Here is a 17,147-nt window from a genome sequence, read left to right as displayed (position 1 = left end):
GCTATCAGGTCCGCCTCCCCCGACGAGCGCAGTCGAAACGCGGCACGACACGCCCCTGCGGCACCACCATATGACTGCGCTCGACCGGATCTCAGTTATCTCAGAAGCTATCTGGACGCGGCACTAGCATGCGCACTGTTGTCGAAACCGGCTGGACCAAGTTCGGCGCCGGCCCACTGCCGGGGTCTGCAGGAGCTACAAGAGCTCGAGCCGTCGGGCTGAGGTCTCGAACACCCTGCACAACCTTCACCAGTACCTAGGGCAGAAGTTGTCCTAGCTGGTTCCTAGAGTGGTTCACATGAGCACAGAGATCACTCCCTTCCGGATCGACGTCCCCCAAGAGCAGCTCGACGACCTGCACCGGCGACTGGACGCCACCCGCTGGACCGACGCGGATCCGGGTGCGGGGTGGCGACAGGGCATCCCGCTCAACTACACCAGGGACCTGGTCGCCTACTGGCGCAACACCTACGACTGGCGCGCTCAGGAGGCCCGACTCAACTCCTTCCCGCAGTTCCGCACCGAAATCGACGGCCACGGCGTGCATTTCATCCACGTCCGCTCAGCCGAACCCGACGCATTGCCGTTGGTACTTACGCACGGATGGCCCGGATCGATCGTGGAATTCCTCGACGTGATCGGACCGCTGACGGACCCGGTGGCTCACGGCGGCAGCGCAGAGGACGCCTTCCACGTCGTCGTGCCGACCATCCCCGGCTACGGATTCTCCGGACCCGCCGTCGGCTGGTCGACCGCGCGGGCCGCGCAGGCCTGGGCGGAATTGATGCGCCGACTCGGCTACGACCGCTACGCCGCGCACGGTGAAGACACCGGCGCCGCGATCTCGCGGCAGCTGGCGGTCATCGACGCCGAACACCTGGTCGCCGTACACCTGACGATGATCGCCTCCGCCACGGTCACCCCGGAGACCGCCGACCTCGACAACCCGGCCGAACGGCGTGCCCTCGAACTGGCGCGCCGCGCCCAATACGAACTCGGTGCGTACGCGATGCTGCAGGCAAGCCGCCCCCAAACACTGGCCTACGCCCTCGCCGACTCACCGGTGGGCCAATTGGCGTGGATCGTCGAACGATTCAAGGACTGGACCGACTCCACCGATGCTCCCGAGGATGCCGTCGATCGTGACGCAATGCTGACCAACGTCATGATCTACTGGCTCAACGGCACCGCGGGCTCCTCGGCGCGCTACTACTACGAAGGCGCCGCCACCTGGGGAGCGCCGGAACCCGCGACCGATGTGCCGGTCGCCGTAGCGGTGATGCCGCACGATCTCGGTATCCCGGTCCGCCGCATCGCCGAGCGAAACCACAACATCGTGCGCTGGACCGAATTCGAGCGCGGCGGCCACTTCGCCGCGATGGAAGAACCCGACCTCATCGTCGACGACTTGCGCGCCACGTTCCGCGAATACCGGAAGTAGACACGTAATCTCGGCGATCCACGGCGAACACGACGTCGCCATTGGCGGGTCGAGTTCGCCGTGGATCGCCGACGTGTGTGTGCCGCTCCCTGAGGGCCGAGCGGATGTTCGTGTTGAGCTGTTGGCCCTTACGATTACATGTCCATCCCGATGCCGTGTAGATGCCGCCGCCGCGCCTACTAGCGCGCCCTAGGCGATCCGTTTGCGTGCCTGGGCCCGCGACTTGCGGCCGGGTTGGGCGGGGCTTGCTGCACCGTCGAAGGTGAGTGCCCCGTCCTCGAGGGGCGCCTTGCGTAGGAGTACGCGGTCGCGGAAGTAGTTGTTGATGACCTGCCAGGGCCCGCGGGCGCCCTGGCGAGGCATCACACCGTCGCCGCGTTGGATGTAGCCGGAGGTCAGGGCGCCGCCCATCAGTGACTGATCGGAGCGGTCGGCGTCTTCTGCGATCGCGACGACTTTGGTGTAGCCGTTGGCCTTCATGTGGTTGAGGATGCGGCAGAAGTATTCGGCGGCCAGATCTGCCTTCAGCGTCCACGAGGCGTTCGTGTAGCCGAGGACGAGCATGGCGTTGGGGATGCCGTCGAGCAGGGTGCCTTTGTAGACCACGTGCTCGCGGGTCGATACCGGCTCGCCGTCCACCTCGAGTGTCGCGCCGCCGAGGATCTGCACGGTGAGACCGGTTGCGCTGATGACGATATCGGCGGGCAACTCCTCGCCGGATGCTAGTCGAATGCCGGTTTCGGTGAACGTATCGATGTGATCGGTGACGATCGATGCCTTACCGCTGCGCAGCACCTTGAACAGGTCGCCGTTCGGGACGACGCACAGCCGCTGGTCCCACGGGTTGTACGACGGCGTGAAGTGCCGCATATCTATCTGCTTGCCGAGCTGCATCCGCACGGCGGCGAGCAGCAGCTTCTTCGACAACTCGGGATTGGTGCGCGAGAGCTGGAAGCTGGCCCGCTGCAACGCGATATTGCGCGCCCGGCCCGCCCGGTAGGCGATCTTCTCCGGCACACGCGCGTACTTCATGCCGAGCGCGACCGGGTCATCGGCGGGCAGTGCGGTGATGTAAGTGGGCGATCGCTGCAGCATGGTGATGTGCGCGGTGTCGTCGGCCATCGCCGGAATCAGAGTGATCGCGGTGGCACCGCTGCCGATCACGACGACCCGCTTGCCGCGGTAATCCAGTCCCTCGGGCCAGTGCTGCGGATGCACGATCTGCCCGCGGAAGTCGGCCTCGCCCGGAAACTGCGGGCGGTATCCGTTGTCGTAGTCGTAGTAGCCGGTGCAGCCGACGAGGAAGTTGCTGGTGTAGATCTCGGTGTCGCCGGTCTGCTCGTCGAACGCCTCGACGGTCCACAGTTCGGTTTCGCTCGACCAACTCGCCCTAGTCATCTTGCGCCCGAACCGAATGTGCTCGGTGACGCCGTATTCCGCGGCGGTGTCCTCGATGTATTGGCGAATGTGCGGTCCGTCGGCGAGCACCTTGGTGCCGATCCACGGACGGAAACCGAAGCCGAAGGTCAACATGTCGGAGTCGGAACGGATGCCCGGGTACCGGAACAGATCCCAAGTCCCGCCGATGGCGGTACGGCGTTCCAGGATCGTGTAGCTGCGTCCGGTGTGCTCGCGGGTGAGATGGCACGCCATCCCGATGCCGGACAGGCCCGCGCCGATGATCAGTACGTCGACATGCCGCGTCATTGAGGTAATCCGTTCGTCTAATCCCACCCGGGCACCCTTGCCCGACCGTCCCCCAAGATTACCTGTTATCCACAGTAACGTCTAGTCGAGAGGGCGCTGAGGTGGCCAACTCTCGATCTCTTCCGCCCCAGTTAGTGGTGATCAACCGTCCAGGTGTTGCTTGCCCGGTGATTGCGGCGGATGGCGGATTGCATGCGCTGCAGGAGTGCAGACTGCGCGCAACTGCACGCCACGCCTTCGCGCCGATGGATTGCCTGTTGGTCGCCCCGACGTCAACCCCGCCAACTGCCAAGACCACAATGGATAGCCGACTCCGTCGGTCGGTCGGAGCCGAAGCGCAGAGTAAAGGGAGTTCATGACCAGCCCAACACGGTGGCGCCGCCGCCTGCCCGACTCCGCGACGAGCCCCGAGGCAGGGGCGCCGACGCTGAAGCGCAGCCTCGGTCGCATCGACCTCACTGCCATGGGTGTGGGCACGATTGTCGGAGCGGGCATCTTCGTCGTCACCGGTGTCGCCGCCGCCGAGAAGGCCGGGCCTTCGATCGTGCTGTCGTTCCTGCTGGCCGGAACCGTCTGCGTACTTGTCGCGCTCTGCTACAGCGAACTCGCGGCCATGGTGCCGGTGTCGGGCAGTGCCTATACCTACACCTACGCCACCCTAGGCGAGGGTCCGGCATTCCTGGTCGGTTGGAATCTGCTGCTCGAATTCGTCATCGCGGGCGCGGCCGTGGCGATCGGCTGGTCGGGCAGCCTCGTATCGGCCATGCACTCGATGTTCGGCATCACCGTGCCCACCGCGATCACGGCGGGTCCGTCCGAGGGCGGCGTCGTCGATCTGCCCGCCGTGCTCATCATCGGCGTCATTGTCGCGGTGCTGGTCGGCGAGGTGAGCTTGACGGCTCGGATCACCAAGGCGCTGGTTGCCGTGACGATCGGCGTGCTGGTCTTGGTCGTCGCGATCGGTGCACCGCACGTCGATATCGGCAACTGGACCCCCTTCGCGCCATTCGGATTCGGCGGCGTCCTCGGCGGCGCCGCGATCGCCTTCTTCGCCTTCCTCGGATTCGACGTCGTCGCCGCATCCGCCGAGGAGGCGCGCAACCCCCGCCGCGATATCCCGTTCGCGATCATCGGCACGGTCCTCATCGCCACCGCGCTCTACGCACTGGTCAGCGCCGTACTCACCGGAATCGCACCGTTCGCTACCCTGAACAACGCCTCGCCCATCGCGACCGCCTTCGCAAATCTGCACATCGGCTGGATCGGCAATGTCATCGTGATCGCCTCCATCATCGCGCTCACCAAAGGCCTATTGCTGATCGTCTACGCACAGGTCCGGCTGATGTTCGCGATGTGCCGCGATCGGCTGCTGCCGCGCGGACTGGCCGAAACCGGTAAGCGCGCCACTCCAGTCCGGCTGACGTTACTACTCGGCTTCGTCTGCGCGACCATCGCCGGTCTGCTCCCGATCGATATCGTCGTGGAATTGGTGAATATCGGCGCGCTGTCGGCATTCGCGGTTGTTTGTGTCGGCGTGCTGGTGCTGCGAAAGCTGGAGCCGAATCGGGAACGGCCGTTCCGCACCCCATTGGTGCCGCTGGTGCCGATTCTCGCGCTGATCGGCTGCGTACTGCTGGCAACCACCTTGGACGGGCTGACCTGGGTGCGTTTCGTGGTCTGGGTGCTCGTCGGCATCGCCGTCTACCTGGGCTACGGCCGTAAACGCTCCACTCTCGCTCCCGCGACCATAACTGACTCAACGGTTTCTGCCGATCGGTAACCGGCGCGAAATTCGCCATTGGGATGTTGCACGAATGCATTCCGAAACATTGCGTCCGCGTGATGAATTCGGCACGCTCTGTGGGTAAGAGCCACGGCGCACACCATCGCGGCCGGGCCGGAGAGGACGACGACCCGATATGTCCGATGACGAAAAGCAGATCCGGATCCTGATCGAGCGATGGGCGGCGGCGGTGCATACCGGCGATCTGGCCGGTGTGCTCACCGATCACGCCGACGATATCGTGATGTTCGATGTACCCCCGCCGAATGAAGGTGTCCGCGGCATCGATGCCTATCGGGATACCTGGCCCGGCTTCTTCGAATGGCAGGCATCGGGTGCGACCTTCGATATCGTCTCGCTGGAGGTAGTGGCGGGCGCGGACGTGGCATTCGCGCACGCACTGCTGTTGTGCGGCACCGCGGAGGATTTCGCCCGCGATCCGGCCAAGCGTCTGCGCATCACCTTCGGCCTGCGCAAACAGCACGGACGCTGGTCTGTGGCGCACGAACACCACTCCTTCCCCGACGCCGGTCCGGTACCCGAAGGCTGAGCCCATCCTGGTTCGCTACGGTGGCATCGAGCGCAACGATGCATCGACCGCCGGTGGCGCGGTGGCACCGTTGCCGCGAATACGGCATCGAGTGCACCAGGAGTTCCACGTGAATCAGCCTGATAGCGAACGCTTTTCGAACCATGCGGGCACCCGCCCCGCGGCCTGGTACGAGAACTGGACGGAAGTGCCCGATTCGCCGTGGCGGGATCGCCCCGAACCCCGCGGCGAGCGCGACTACCGCACGCTCACCTACGAACGCGATGGGCGTATCGCGCGCATCACCTTCAACCGCCCGGAGAAGGGCAATACCATAACCCCGGACACACCGGTCGATCTCGCGCACGCGGTCGAGCGGGCCGATCTGGATCCGCGGGTGCACGTCATCCTGGTGTCCGGGCGCGGCAAGGGTTTCTGCGGCGGCTATGACCTGGATATGTTCGCCGAACAGGGCAGCCACGGCGTCGACGGCTCGATCGACACCGCCGGCACCGTGGCCGATCCGGTGGTGCAGGCGGTCAATCACAATCCCTGGGGCACTTGGGATCCGATGATCGACTACGCCATGATGAGCCGGTTCAACCGCGGTTTCGCCAGCCTCATGAACGCCGATAAGCCGACCGTCGCGAAATTGCACGGCTTCGCGGTTGCCGGCGGCACCGATATCGCGCTCTACTCCGACCAGATCATCTGCGCCGATGACACCAAAATCGGCTACCCGCCCACCCGTGTATGGGGTATTCCGGCGGCGGGCATGTGGGCGCATCGGCTCGGCGATCAGCGCGCCAAGCGGCTGCTGTTCACCGGGGACTGCATCAGTGGCAAGCAGGCCGAAGAGTGGGGCCTCGCGGTCGAATCATGTCCGGCCGAGGAACTCGACGAACGCACCGAAGCATTGGTGGCACGCATCGCGCGTATGCCGATCAACCAGCTGATGATGGCCAAACTGGCGCTGAATTCGGCGCTGCATTCGCAAGGCGTGACGAATTCGGCGATGATCAGCACGGTATTCGACGGAATCTCGCGGCACACGCGCGAGGGCTACGCCTTCCAACTGCGTTCCGCGACAGTAGGTTTCCGCGAGGCCGTGCGCGAACGCGACGAACCATACGGCGACTACAAGCGCGCCCAGTTCCGCGCCGAGGAGTAAGCGCGTAGTCGTGCTTCACCTCGACCGGGAAGTAGTCCCGATCGCCGGTGGAGCGCAGCTCGACATACGGTAGGTGATGTTCGGGCGGAACGTAGTGCGCGTACTCGCTAGCCCGACGCGGGCACGGTGGTGGCGAGCCGCGCCACCGAGTCCAGAATGTGCTGACTCGGATCGACTGGCATCCGGCGACCTCGTTCCCCGCTTCCACGGTACCGGTGTCGGATGCACGACATGCGCGATCGTCCGATACTTCTTCAACGGCGTGGTCCCCGAACGCGGCACCCGCTGTCACGATTGATACCGGAACAACGGGGTCGTGGCGCTCGATACGTATTCGAGAACGGGAGGACTGGGGGATGTCGGATATGCGGGTGGGGTACGGGGTGCTCGGACCGGTGCAGTTGACGATCGACGGAGTGGCGCAACCGCTCGGCGGCGTCAAACAGCGAGCGGTACTGGCGTATTTGGTGATCAATCTGAACCGGCCGGTGTCGACGGAGGCGCTGGCGCAGGCGGTGTGGGAGGAGAATCCGCCGCCGGATATCCGGATCAGCCTGCATACCATCGTGTCGAATCTGCGAAAGCCGTTGCGGGAGGCCGGACTCGACGCACGCACGATCCTTTCGCGCGCCGGCACCGGATACCGGATCACTGTGCCCGCGGACAGCTGTGACGTCCAGCGATTCCGTGCGCGCAAGGAATCCGGATTGCGGGCCATGGCCGCGGGCCGGTTCTCGGTGGCCAGCGAGGTGCTCTCCAGCGCGCTCGCGCAGTGGCGCGGTACCGCGCTGGCGGATCTGCAGGGGCTCGGCTTCGCCGATGCCTTCGCCACCGCCCTGGACGACGAACGGATCGGTGTTGTGGAGGCCCGCGCCCAGGCCGAGATCGCCCAGGGCCGAGCCGACGGTGTCATCGCCGAGCTGGCCGAACTGGCCGGTAGGTATCCGCTGCGCGAACCACTGTGGGAGCAGCTGATCACCGCGCTGTATGTGAGCGGTCGACAGAGTGACGCACTCGAGGCGCTGCGCCGATTGCGGGTAACGCTCGCCGATGAACTCGGGATCGATCCGGTGGCCTCGATTCGCGAACTCGAGGCCAAGATGCTGCGGCAGGAACCGCTCACCCCGCCCGCCGATGCCGTCGCATCCGCACTGCGCGCCACCACCGTCGTCGACCTGATAGCGCCCGGATCGCAAGCGTACCTGCGGGATTCGACCGGGCAGACCTTCCCGATCACCGGGCCGTTCACCCGTATCGGCCGCCTGCCCGATAACGACATCGTGCTCGACGACGGCAAGGTCAGCCGCCATCACGCCGTCATCGTCAGCAATGGGGTGACGTGCGTGCTGAAGGATCTGTTGTCCTCCAACGGTGTGTTCGTCGGCGGGGTTCGGGTCATCGATGGCGCCGCGCTCACCGATGGTGTGATGATCCGCATCGGCGATACCGAATTCACCTTCGGGGTCATGCCCTCTAACTGACGTGCTTATCGAACCAGTCCACCAGCTGGGCTTCGGTTTTCGGTCCGGGTAGCGGGCTTTCCGGTAACAGCGTGCAGAACTGGGCGATCAGGTGGGTGTCGGAATGCACGGCCACCAGGCAGGTCCGGGTATCGATATCCGGGCCGTTATCCAGGAAGCAGAAGAATCGCCCGACGTCACGGCCCCCGCTGCGCCACACATCGTCGGTGCCCCCGCCACGGCAGCTGCGCCCGCCGAGCACCCCGACATCGGCGCGGTACAGGGCTTCGGCCGACTGGGCGTCCGGGAACCCCAAGAACTGGGCGGACGGATAGTCGGCCGGTGTGCTGCATGCGAGGGCGGCGATCACCGTGCCGCCGGGTGGCGATACATGTCCACAGTTCCCCGGACCGAAGGCATTGCCGAGTCGCCCGAGCAAGACACGGTCCTCGGGTGTGAAGAAGTCCGGGTCACGAGCGGCTTCGGTGGTCAGGAACTGGGTGCCGCTGAACTTGGACAGGTAGTCGCGCCGCGGTGCGTCGTTCGGTGACGGCCAGATGAAGAAGGCCAGCGTCAACTGGGTCTCATCGGTCACTAGCAGGGACGGCTTCGGCGCGTCGGATGACTCGGCACGATTGGCAATGCAGGCCTTGCGTCCGATCTCCCTGCCTTCGTACACGACCGGTCCATCCGGCCCGGTGGGGTCGCCCGGGCAATTTGTGGCCTGGAAAGTGCGGATGAGCAGGTTGTAGTAGTCGCGCAATGCGGCGAGATTGCGGAACCGCATGTATCGGACCGCGGATTCACTGGCCGCAGGGTGGTCCGTGCAGAAGATGACCGCGACGGTGGTGGAGGTATCGGGCTGCTCATGCTGGCACGTGGATCGTTTGCGGCCGGTCTGGGCGACGATCTTCAGCAGATCGATATCCGCATCGCGCAGTGCGGTGCCGTCGGCGATCGCGGTGCCCTTGCGATCACCGAGCAGAGTCCATGCGGCGATACCGGCCCCGGCGGCGAGCGACGCGGCGACCACCAGGACGACGGCGGTCAGCACACGGTGCCGGCGGCGGGGTTCGGCGACCGTGGCCTGCGGTCCCCCAGTATCGGCCGTATCGGCCGTAGCGGCCTCGGGCTGGTCGGCGTCGGGTTCGCGAGCAACGGCCGACTCGTCACGAGTCGCGGTATCGAATGAACTACCTTGTCCCGCTTCACCATTCGAGGCGCGTTCAGGTTGCACTACGGTCGCGGCGCGGTCCACGGTAACCGCATCCGCACTCGTCAGCGCCGCTTCCGCCGCATGTGCGAGTTCCCCCGCAGCCCGGTAGCGTTCGCGCACGTTCTTCGCCATACCGCGCTCGATGACGGTATCGAGCGCGGGCGTCACATTCGGCCGGTTCGTACTCGGTCGCGGCACCGGCTCGAACAAATGCGCGCTGATGATCTCCGCATCGGTGCTGCCCCGATACGGCCGTGCGCCGGTGAGGCATTCATAGAGCACGCATGCCAGCGAGTAGACATCGACCGCGGGCGTGGTGTGCTCGGCGCGGAACCGCTCCGGTGCCATGTAGCTGAACGAACCGATCACCGCACCGTGGGTTGTCAGCCCCTGATCGGCATCCGAATGCGCGATACCGAAGTCGACCAGGTAGGCGAAACCGTCCGGCGTGAGCAGAATATTGTCCGGTTTGACGTCACGGTGGACCAGCCCTTCGGCATGTGCGGCGTCCAATGCCGAGGCGATCTGCCGGATCACCGCGACCGCCTGCGGTGCGGGCATCGGCCCCTCGCTGCCCAATACCGACGGCAGGCTGGCACCGTCCACCAGGCGCATATCGATGTAGAGGTGGCCGTCGATCTCGCCGTAATCGTGAATCGGGATGACATGCGGTTCGCGCAGTCGCGCGGCGGCGTCGGCCTCGCGCTGGAACCGCTCGCGGTATCCCGCGTCCTGCGCGAGCCGTTCCAGGAGCACCTTGATCGCCACACTCCGGCGCTTGCGCAGGTCGTAGGCCTCATAGACCTCGCCCATGCCCCCGCGTCCGATCAGCCGATCCAACCGGTAGTGCCCGAATATCGAGCCCACGGTCAGTGGCTGGCGCTGGCTCGTCATCTCGTCCTCCGCGATGCAGACCGGAGCCTTTCGCTGTCGGTCAACTGTAAGGTCGGCGACCGGCTTTTCGCGCCGCCTGCGGAAATGTTCCCGCTGATTGATCTTCGTCGTGCCCAGTTTGGTTAACCGCCGACGCTGCCCAGCCGCCGATCGCGCCCCGACGATAGAGTCATGGGATGACCTGGACCGTCGGATTCGACCTCGATATGACGCTGATCGACTCCCGCCCGGGTGTGCGCAAAGCGATCGAGCACTTGGCCACGGAGTTCGACGTGCCGTTGCGCGCGGATGAACTGGTCGATCGGCTCGGGCCGCCGCTGGCAATGCTGCTGGCCGAGGTCGGTGCGCCCGAGGAACTCATTCCGGCACTCGTAACCCGCTACCGCGAGATCTATCCATCGATCGTGCCCTACGTTCCGGCTATGCCCGGCGCCGATGGCGCACTGGATGCCGTCCGCGCCCGCGGCGGACGGGTGCTCATCGTGACCGGTAAGCATGAACCGCTGGCCCGACTACACGTCGCCGAGCTCGGGTGGCGAATCGATGAGGTTGTCGGTGATCTCTGGTCCCACGGCAAGGCGGCGGCATTACGCGCGCACGGCGCGGACCTGTTCGTCGGCGATCACGAGGGCGATATGCGCGGGGCTCGGGCGGCGGATGTGTACGCGCTCGGGGTCACGACCGGGCCCTGCGATGCCAACGAATTGCGCACGGCGGGAGCGGATTTCGTTCTGGGTGAGCTGACCGAATTTCCGGACTGGCTGGCCGCGCGCTAGCCCGCCGCATCCTCGAGCGTGCGGAACCGCAATGACAACCCGTCCAGCAACGCACGCAATCCGGTCTCGAAGGCGGCGTCATCGATATCGCGCTGCCGTCCCGACAGCAGATGTGCCTCGTCCAGATGCGGATAATTCCCGCGATAGACCGCCGCGTCCTCCGGGAATCCTCCCGCGAACGAGCCAAGCGTCGATCCCGTGACGAAGAACCGCATCAGCGCACCCACCTGGGTGGCTTCCCGCCGTGGCCAACCTGCCGCCACCAGACCTCCGAAGACCGCATCGGCCTGCCGCAAGGCATTCGGCCGTCGCCCCATGCCCTGATTCAGGGCGGGCACCACCTTCGGATGCGCCGCTAGGGCCGCCCGATACGACCTTGCCCAATCGCGCAGTGCTACACGCCAATCCGAGATGTCGGTGAACATGGACAGGTCGACATTGCCGAGTACAGCATCGACCATCGCGTCCAGCAGATCGTCCTTGGTGGCCACATGGTTGTAGAGCGATGGGCCTTGCACCCCGAGTTCGGTGGCGAGCCGACGGATCGAAACCGCTTCCAGGCCCTCGGCATCCACGAGATCCAGCGCGGCCGCCACGATGCGGTCGCGACTGAGCAAGGGGCGGCGGGGTCTTCCCACGAAAACCTCCTGGTCGATCGATCCAGTGTCGCACGGCGAATACCCACAACATCAAACTTGCATCGTTAGTTTATCCATGGTTAGCATACGAGAAACTTCCGATGTTAGTTTTCCTGCCCCGGAGTCGCGATGAACCTGGAACTGTCCGACGAACAGGCCGCTGCCAAGCACCTGGCCGCCGAATTCGTCGACCGCGAGATCGCGCCGCATGCGACGGAATGGGACCGTACCGAATCCGTCGACACCGCGATCGTGTCGAAACTCGGCGAAGTCGGCTTCCTCGGGCTGACCATTCCCGAGGGGTACGGCGGCAGCGGCGGCGACCATCTCACCTACTGCCTGGTACTGGAGGAACTCGGGCGCGGTGACTCTGCGGTGCGCGGAATCGTCTCGGTCTCTTTGGGTTTGGTTACCAAGTCGATCAACCACTACGGCACCGAGGAACAGAAGCGCACCTGGCTGCCGCGCCTGACCTCGGGCGCCGCACTCGGTTGTTTCGGCCTCACCGAACCCGGAACCGGTTCCGATGCGGCGCAATTGCGCACCCGTGCGGTTCGCGACGGTGACGACTGGGTGCTGTCCGGGACCAAGATGTTCATCACCAACGGCACCTGGGCCGATGTCGCCCTCGTTTTCGCGCGCACCGGCGGTGCGGGACATCGCGGCATTACCGCATTCCTGGTCCCGACCGACTCCCCCGGTTTCACCGCCCGCACCATCCACGGCAAGCTCGGATTGCGCGGACAGGCCACCGCCGAAATCGTGCTCGACGGCGTCCGGGTTCCCGACAGCGCCCGACTGCACGACGAAGGCAAGGGTTTCACCGTCGCAATGGCGGCATTGGCCAAGGGCCGGATGTCAGTGGCCGCCGGTTGTGTCGGTATCGCGCAAGCCTGCCTGGACGCCGCGGTCGGATATGCCACCGACCGCGAACAATTCGGCAAGCCGATCGCCGGCCATCAGTTGGTGCAGGAGTTGCTCGCCGATATCGCCCTCGATGTGGATGCGGCCCGGCTGCTGGTGTGGCGTGTCGCCGATCTGATCGATCGCGGTGCCGAATTCGCCATCGAATCGTCGAAGGCCAAATTGTTCGCGAGCGAGGCCGCGGTACGCGCTGCCGATCGGGCGCTGCAGGTCTTCGGCGGCTATGGCTACATCGACGAATTCCCGGTCGGCAAATATCTACGCGATGCCAAGGTGATGACCCTGTACGAGGGCACGAGCCAGATCCAGAAGCTACTGATCGGTCGTGCGCTGACCGGAGTCAGCGCATTCTGATGGGCGCCGTATCGAACTCTCGAGGAGGACTTTCGATGACCAGATTCACCGACCGGGTCGCCGTCGTCACCGGCGCGGCACAGGGTATCGGCGCGGCCACCGCGCAGTTGCTCGCCGCCCAAGGCGCGCAGGTCGCGGTGCTCGACCGCAATGCACCCGAGGACACCGCCGCGCAAATCGTCGCGGCGGGCGGTACGGCCCGCGGTTATGTCTGCGATGTCACCGATCGCGCCTCGGTGGAATCCGTATTCGCTGATATCGCGATAGTTTTCGGCGGGCCGCACATTCTGGTCAACAATGCGGGCATCACCCGCGACGATCTGTTCTTCCGGCTCTCCGAGGACGACTGGAATGCGGTACTCGCGGTCAATCTGACCGGTGTATTCCACTGCACCCAGGCGGCCCAGGAGTACATGGTCGCCCAGCGCTACGGCAAGATCGTCTCGCTGTCCAGCCGCTCGGCGCTCGGCAATCGCGGTCAGGCCAATTATGCGGCCGCCAAGGCCGGGATCCAGGGCCTGACCGCGACGCTCGCCCTCGAGCTCGGGCCATACAACATCAATGTCAATGCCGTCGCGCCGGGCTACATCGCCACCGCGATGACGGCCGCGACCGCCGATCGGGTCGGGCTCACGGCCGAGGACCATCAGAAGGCCGCCGCTGAACGGACTCCGCTCGGCCGAGTGGGCCAGCCCGAGGAAGTCGCCGCGGTGATCGCGTTCTTGGCCAGTGATGAGGCGTCCTATGTGAGTGGCCAGACGTTGTATGTCAACGGCGGAGCGCGCTGAATCCGCCCAGAGCGACCGGTTGCTATGCGACAGGGTGTCGTTCGCCGTCACAGCTGGCGACTGAGCGAGCCACCCGTGCGTACCAGGGTGTATCACTTCCTTCGCAGCCACGCTCATCGCGGCATTCGGGAGCCTGCTCGTGCTGGTCGCTCCCGTCGCCGCCCAAGCTTTGCCGTCGGGTCGACGCAGGATTGCCAGGTCGGGTGCTCATCCAGGGCACCGGGCCGACACGGTTGGAGCCGCCGGTAGGGCCGTCGGAACCGCCGAAGGATTGCCAGGTCGGGTGCTCACCAGGGCACCCGGCCGACGCGGTTGAAGAAGCCGCCGGTGGGGCCGTCGGGACCGATGGTCGCGAGATGGACGATGGCGTCGGTGCCCTCCGTGACTGTTTGATGCCCTGAGTTTCCGTTCAAATCCGTTGCGGTGTAACCGGGATCGGCGGCATTGATTCGCATCTGCGGCAGTTCGCGCGAGTACTGCGTGGTGATCATGTTCAGCGCGGTCTTCGAGGAGGGATAGACCAGGCCGAGGATCTGCGATTCGATCCGGCTCGGATCGGATGTGATTGCGATCGAACCGATGCCGCTGGAGACCATCACGATGCGTGGGTTGGTGGCGGCACGCAATAGCGGAAGAAAAGCATGGGTCACCTGGACAGGCCCGAAAACATTTGTTTCGAAGACATTCCGGAAATCGGCGGCAACGGTGTCGGCCGGAGCGGCCCGCGTGCCTCCGATACCGGCATTGTTGATCAGCACATCCAGGTGCGGCGTCCGCCGCGCGATGGTTTCGGCGGCGGCCGCGATCGATTCGACCGAAGTCACGTCCAACTGGACGAATTCGACATTCAATCCCTGTTCGGCGAGTTCGAACGCGGCCGCCTTACCGCGCTCCGCATCGCGAGCACCGAGGAATACCTGCCAGCCGAGTTCGGCCAGCCGCCGGACCGCCTCGCGGCCGATTCCCTTGTTCGCCCCGGTCACCAGGGCTGTTGTCGTGTTGGTCATGACTCGAGCCTGGCCTGCCACCCGAATGTGGCTCCAGGGCCGCCAACTCCTGGGACCGGCAGTACCACCCCGGCACCCGCACGCTGCGGCATCATCGAGGCATGGATCGCGCCGAACTCGCCACGCTGCTGCGGCAGGCACGGGCCCGGGTGCGGCCGCGCGATGTCGGGCTGCCCAGTGGTTCACGCCGACAGGTGCCCGGGCTGCGACGCGAGGAGGTCGCGCAACTGGCCGGTGTCAGCGTCGACTATGTAGTCCGGCTCGAACAGGGGCGGGGACCGCGACCGTCGGTGGCGGTACTCGGTGCGCTCGCCCGCGCCCTACGACTGGCAGATCCCGAACGCGATCTGCTTTTCCGGCTTGGCGGTTCGGCGCCACCGCAGGAAGGTCGCATCAATATGGTGGTACGACCGAGCGTGCTGCGGCTGCTGGACCGCATGGCGGATCTTCCCGCGCTGGTGATCTCCGCGAAAGCCGATGTGCTGGCCTGGAATTCGATGGCCGCGGCATTGCTAGGAGACTTCTCCGCATGGTCGCCCGCTCGACGCAACATCATCTGGCAGTCTTTCCTCGGGACCGAACCCTCCCGCGTGGTCTTCACACCCGCCGAAGCCGAGGCGGCCGCCGAATCCTGGGTCAGCTCGCTGCGCAGCGCGAAGGCGGCCTATCCCGACGATCCGGACCTGGCTCGTCTCATCACCGAACTGCGTTCGCGCAGTGAGCGATTCGATCGGCTGTGGCGCGAAGGGAGCACCGGGAACTGGCGCAGCGCCACCAAGACCATCGATCACCCAGAGGTCGGGCGCTTGGTCCTGGATTGCGATGCGCTGTTCGTCCCCGACAGCGACCAGGCCGTGGTCGTGTACTCCGCGGCACCCGACACTCCTGCCGCCTCGGCACTCGAACTGCTCCGCATCACGGGAACACAACAGCTGAGCGAACAGCGATAGTGCCGCACCCGGTCGAGCGATAGCGGGCTGCGCGGTTGAGAAGCCCGCGCGCATAGCTTTTGCGCACCTCACAGAAGGTATGGGTTCTGCGAAGTGGCTGCTGGAGGTGCGACAGACACGAAATTGTGCGCGACGGTCCGGAGTGCCACCGCATGGAATGCGGCTAGTGCCGCGCTCGAGCGCGCGACGGGCAGCTGCACGTGTTGAGAAGCGCTCGCGCATAGCTTTTGCGCACCGCACAGAAGGTATGGGTTCTGCGAAGTGGCTGCTGGATGTGCGACAGAAACGAAGCTGTGCGCGACGGTCCGGAGCGCCACACGGAATAGGGCGCGGCGCTATCCGGAGAACTCGTCGGCGAGGGTGTTCCAGAACATGAGTTCGTAGTTCTGGAAGAGTCTGGCGTACAAATGTGCCTCGTTCGGATTCAATCGTCCGGAGTCGAGTCCGGCCTGGATTGCGGCGAGGGCGCGCTGGTCGGCTTCGGGGACGTCGGCGGCGAAGAAGTCGAAGAATGCGCAGGCCGGGTCGTCGAAGTCGTAGTGCGCGCGCATGCCTTCGGCGACGGCACGGCAGTAGCGGCCGAATGCGGCGACATTCGCGTAGATGCCCGCCGCCGCGGCGGAGAGTTCGGCGTTCAACGCCAACCAGGCGACATAGGCGGGATAGGCCTGGCAACCCGCTCTGGGCAACTCCATGCCTTGGTCTGGCCCGACCGCCGCCACGAGCGCGTCCAACAGAGCGAGTGCCTGCCGCTCGCCCGGCGGGAGGGCGTCGAGGAATGCTCTGACGTGCGGTTCGTCCTCTCGTGCCGCCATGGCGTGGAAGCTGCGCCAGTCGCTGCTGGTGATGCGTTGCTCCTCGGCGGCGATCGCTGCGAAGACCGCGCGCGGCGCTTTGCCCACCGAGATAAGCGGAACCATGCGGTTGTCGTTGTCGTGCGGGGCCAGCTCGGCGTGGATCCCGTCGAGCAGGTCACGAGCGGTAAGGGTCATCGGAACCTCCCTGGGGAATGCTTCCATTCAAGCGCTGTTGGCCCGCCCGCGACAGGTGTTCAATCGCCGTGCTCGGCATCCCAGAGTTGGCGGGCGTCGGCGATGCGGTCCTTATGATCGCGCGACCAGTCGGCCAGTGCGCCGATCGCCGCCGCAAGGCTCTGGCCGGTCTCGGTGAGCCGGTATTCGACCTGCGGCGGAATCGTCGGATACGCGATCCGCTCCACCATGCCGTCGCGGCACAGCCGCTTGGTGGTCAGTGTCAGCATCCGCTGGGAAATGCCGGGAATCGCCCGCTCCAACTCACGGAAACGCCGCACCCCTTTACGCAATTCGACGATCACCAATACCGTCCACCGATCCCCCAACCGGTCGAGCACATCGCGAATGCCACAGTCGTCATCTCCACAGGGCCCATCGGGAATAGTGCCCGCGACCTGCGCGGTGACCGCCGTGTTCGTGACCGACATGAAAGTGCCTCCTTATGCCGCGCTCCGCGGCCGCCGATGCTGGGACG

15 protein-coding genes are annotated in these 17,147 nt (G+C 65.5%); 9 read left to right on the top strand and 6 right to left on the bottom strand.

Going from position 1 to position 17,147, the window contains the following annotated elements:
• The first annotated feature begins 298 nt into the window (after positions 1 to 298).
• Positions 299 to 1,441 carry an epoxide hydrolase family protein gene (locus tag ACIBG0_RS06940; RefSeq protein ID WP_397029966.1) on the top strand — a complete coding sequence of 381 codons (1,143 nt, stop codon included), beginning with the start codon at positions 299 to 301 and terminating at the stop codon, positions 1,439 to 1,441.
• A gap of 189 nt (positions 1,442 to 1,630) precedes the next feature.
• Here the strand turns inward: ACIBG0_RS06940 and ACIBG0_RS06935 are convergent, their stop codons facing one another.
• Positions 1,631 to 3,148 (bottom strand): flavin-containing monooxygenase, encoded by a 1,518-nt coding sequence (locus ACIBG0_RS06935; protein WP_397029964.1) that lies wholly within the window; start codon positions 3,146 to 3,148, stop codon positions 1,631 to 1,633.
• A 355-nt stretch (positions 3,149 to 3,503) separates the two neighbouring features.
• Between ACIBG0_RS06935 and ACIBG0_RS06930 the strand changes: the two genes are divergently transcribed.
• The 4 genes from ACIBG0_RS06930 (at position 3,504) to ACIBG0_RS06915 (ending at position 8,112) form a co-directional block, all read left to right on the top strand.
• Positions 3,504 to 4,928, top strand: coding sequence for an APC family permease (locus ACIBG0_RS06930; protein WP_397029963.1), 1,425 nt, complete (start codon positions 3,504 to 3,506; stop codon positions 4,926 to 4,928).
• Between the two features lie 139 nt (positions 4,929 to 5,067).
• The gene (locus tag ACIBG0_RS06925) at positions 5,068 to 5,481 is read left to right on the top strand and encodes a YybH family protein (RefSeq protein WP_397029961.1); all 414 of its coding nucleotides are present in this window, start codon (positions 5,068 to 5,070) and stop codon (positions 5,479 to 5,481) included.
• A gap of 109 nt (positions 5,482 to 5,590) precedes the next feature.
• Positions 5,591 to 6,631, top strand: a complete 1,041-nt coding sequence (locus ACIBG0_RS06920) for a crotonase/enoyl-CoA hydratase family protein (RefSeq protein WP_397029959.1) — start codon at positions 5,591 to 5,593, stop codon at positions 6,629 to 6,631.
• Positions 6,632 to 6,987: 356 nt separating this feature from the next.
• Complete coding sequence (locus ACIBG0_RS06915) at positions 6,988 to 8,112, top strand: BTAD domain-containing putative transcriptional regulator (RefSeq protein ID WP_397029957.1); 1,125 nt, start codon at positions 6,988 to 6,990, stop codon at positions 8,110 to 8,112.
• Here ACIBG0_RS06915 and ACIBG0_RS06910 read toward each other — a convergent pair.
• Positions 8,105 to 10,201, bottom strand: coding sequence for a serine/threonine-protein kinase (locus ACIBG0_RS06910; RefSeq protein ID WP_397029955.1), 2,097 nt, complete (start codon positions 10,199 to 10,201; stop codon positions 8,105 to 8,107). The genes ACIBG0_RS06915 and ACIBG0_RS06910 overlap by 8 nt on opposite strands.
• A gap of 176 nt (positions 10,202 to 10,377) precedes the next feature.
• Here ACIBG0_RS06910 and ACIBG0_RS06905 point away from each other — a divergent pair, with 176 nt between their 5' ends.
• Positions 10,378 to 10,977 carry an HAD family hydrolase gene (locus ACIBG0_RS06905; protein WP_397029953.1) on the top strand — a complete coding sequence of 200 codons (600 nt, stop codon included), beginning with the start codon at positions 10,378 to 10,380 and terminating at the stop codon, positions 10,975 to 10,977.
• Here ACIBG0_RS06905 and ACIBG0_RS06900 read toward each other — a convergent pair.
• Entirely contained in the window at positions 10,974 to 11,615 is a 642-nt protein-coding gene (locus tag ACIBG0_RS06900; protein WP_397029951.1) for a TetR/AcrR family transcriptional regulator, read from the bottom strand. The two genes, ACIBG0_RS06905 and ACIBG0_RS06900, sit on opposite strands and share 4 nt — an antisense overlap.
• Before the next feature lie 129 nt (positions 11,616 to 11,744).
• On the opposite strand from ACIBG0_RS06900, the gene ACIBG0_RS06895 reads away from it, so the two are divergent.
• Positions 11,745 to 12,893 carry an acyl-CoA dehydrogenase family protein gene (locus ACIBG0_RS06895; protein ID WP_397029949.1) on the top strand — a complete coding sequence of 383 codons (1,149 nt, stop codon included), beginning with the start codon at positions 11,745 to 11,747 and terminating at the stop codon, positions 12,891 to 12,893.
• Between the two features lie 35 nt (positions 12,894 to 12,928).
• Positions 12,929 to 13,681: a 3-oxoacyl-ACP reductase FabG gene (gene fabG, locus ACIBG0_RS06890; RefSeq protein WP_397029947.1), complete on the top strand. Its 753-nt coding sequence runs from the start codon at positions 12,929 to 12,931 to the stop codon at positions 13,679 to 13,681.
• Between the two features lie 287 nt (positions 13,682 to 13,968).
• On the opposite strand, the gene ACIBG0_RS06885 is transcribed toward fabG, so the two are convergent.
• Positions 13,969 to 14,688, bottom strand: a complete 720-nt coding sequence (locus ACIBG0_RS06885) for an SDR family oxidoreductase (RefSeq protein WP_397029945.1) — start codon at positions 14,686 to 14,688, stop codon at positions 13,969 to 13,971.
• A gap of 101 nt (positions 14,689 to 14,789) precedes the next feature.
• Between ACIBG0_RS06885 and ACIBG0_RS06880 the strand changes: the two genes are divergently transcribed.
• Complete coding sequence (locus ACIBG0_RS06880) at positions 14,790 to 15,638, top strand: helix-turn-helix transcriptional regulator (protein ID WP_397029943.1); 849 nt, start codon at positions 14,790 to 14,792, stop codon at positions 15,636 to 15,638.
• Between the two features lie 335 nt (positions 15,639 to 15,973).
• Here ACIBG0_RS06880 and ACIBG0_RS06875 read toward each other — a convergent pair whose 3' ends face one another.
• Entirely contained in the window at positions 15,974 to 16,630 is a 657-nt protein-coding gene (locus ACIBG0_RS06875) for a hypothetical protein (RefSeq protein ID WP_397029941.1), read from the bottom strand.
• Positions 16,631 to 16,689: 59 nt separating this feature from the next.
• Positions 16,690 to 17,100 (bottom strand): winged helix-turn-helix transcriptional regulator, encoded by a 411-nt coding sequence (locus ACIBG0_RS06870; protein WP_397029939.1) that lies wholly within the window; start codon positions 17,098 to 17,100, stop codon positions 16,690 to 16,692.
• Positions 17,101 to 17,147 lie beyond the last annotated feature (47 nt).

Origin of the sequence: Nocardia sp. NPDC050630 (genome assembly GCF_044457245.1) — a bacterium.
GTDB lineage: Bacteria > Actinomycetota > Actinomycetes > Mycobacteriales > Mycobacteriaceae > Nocardia.
The sequence above is the reverse complement of the archived record's forward strand: the minus strand, read 5'-3'. Positions and strand labels throughout refer to the sequence as shown.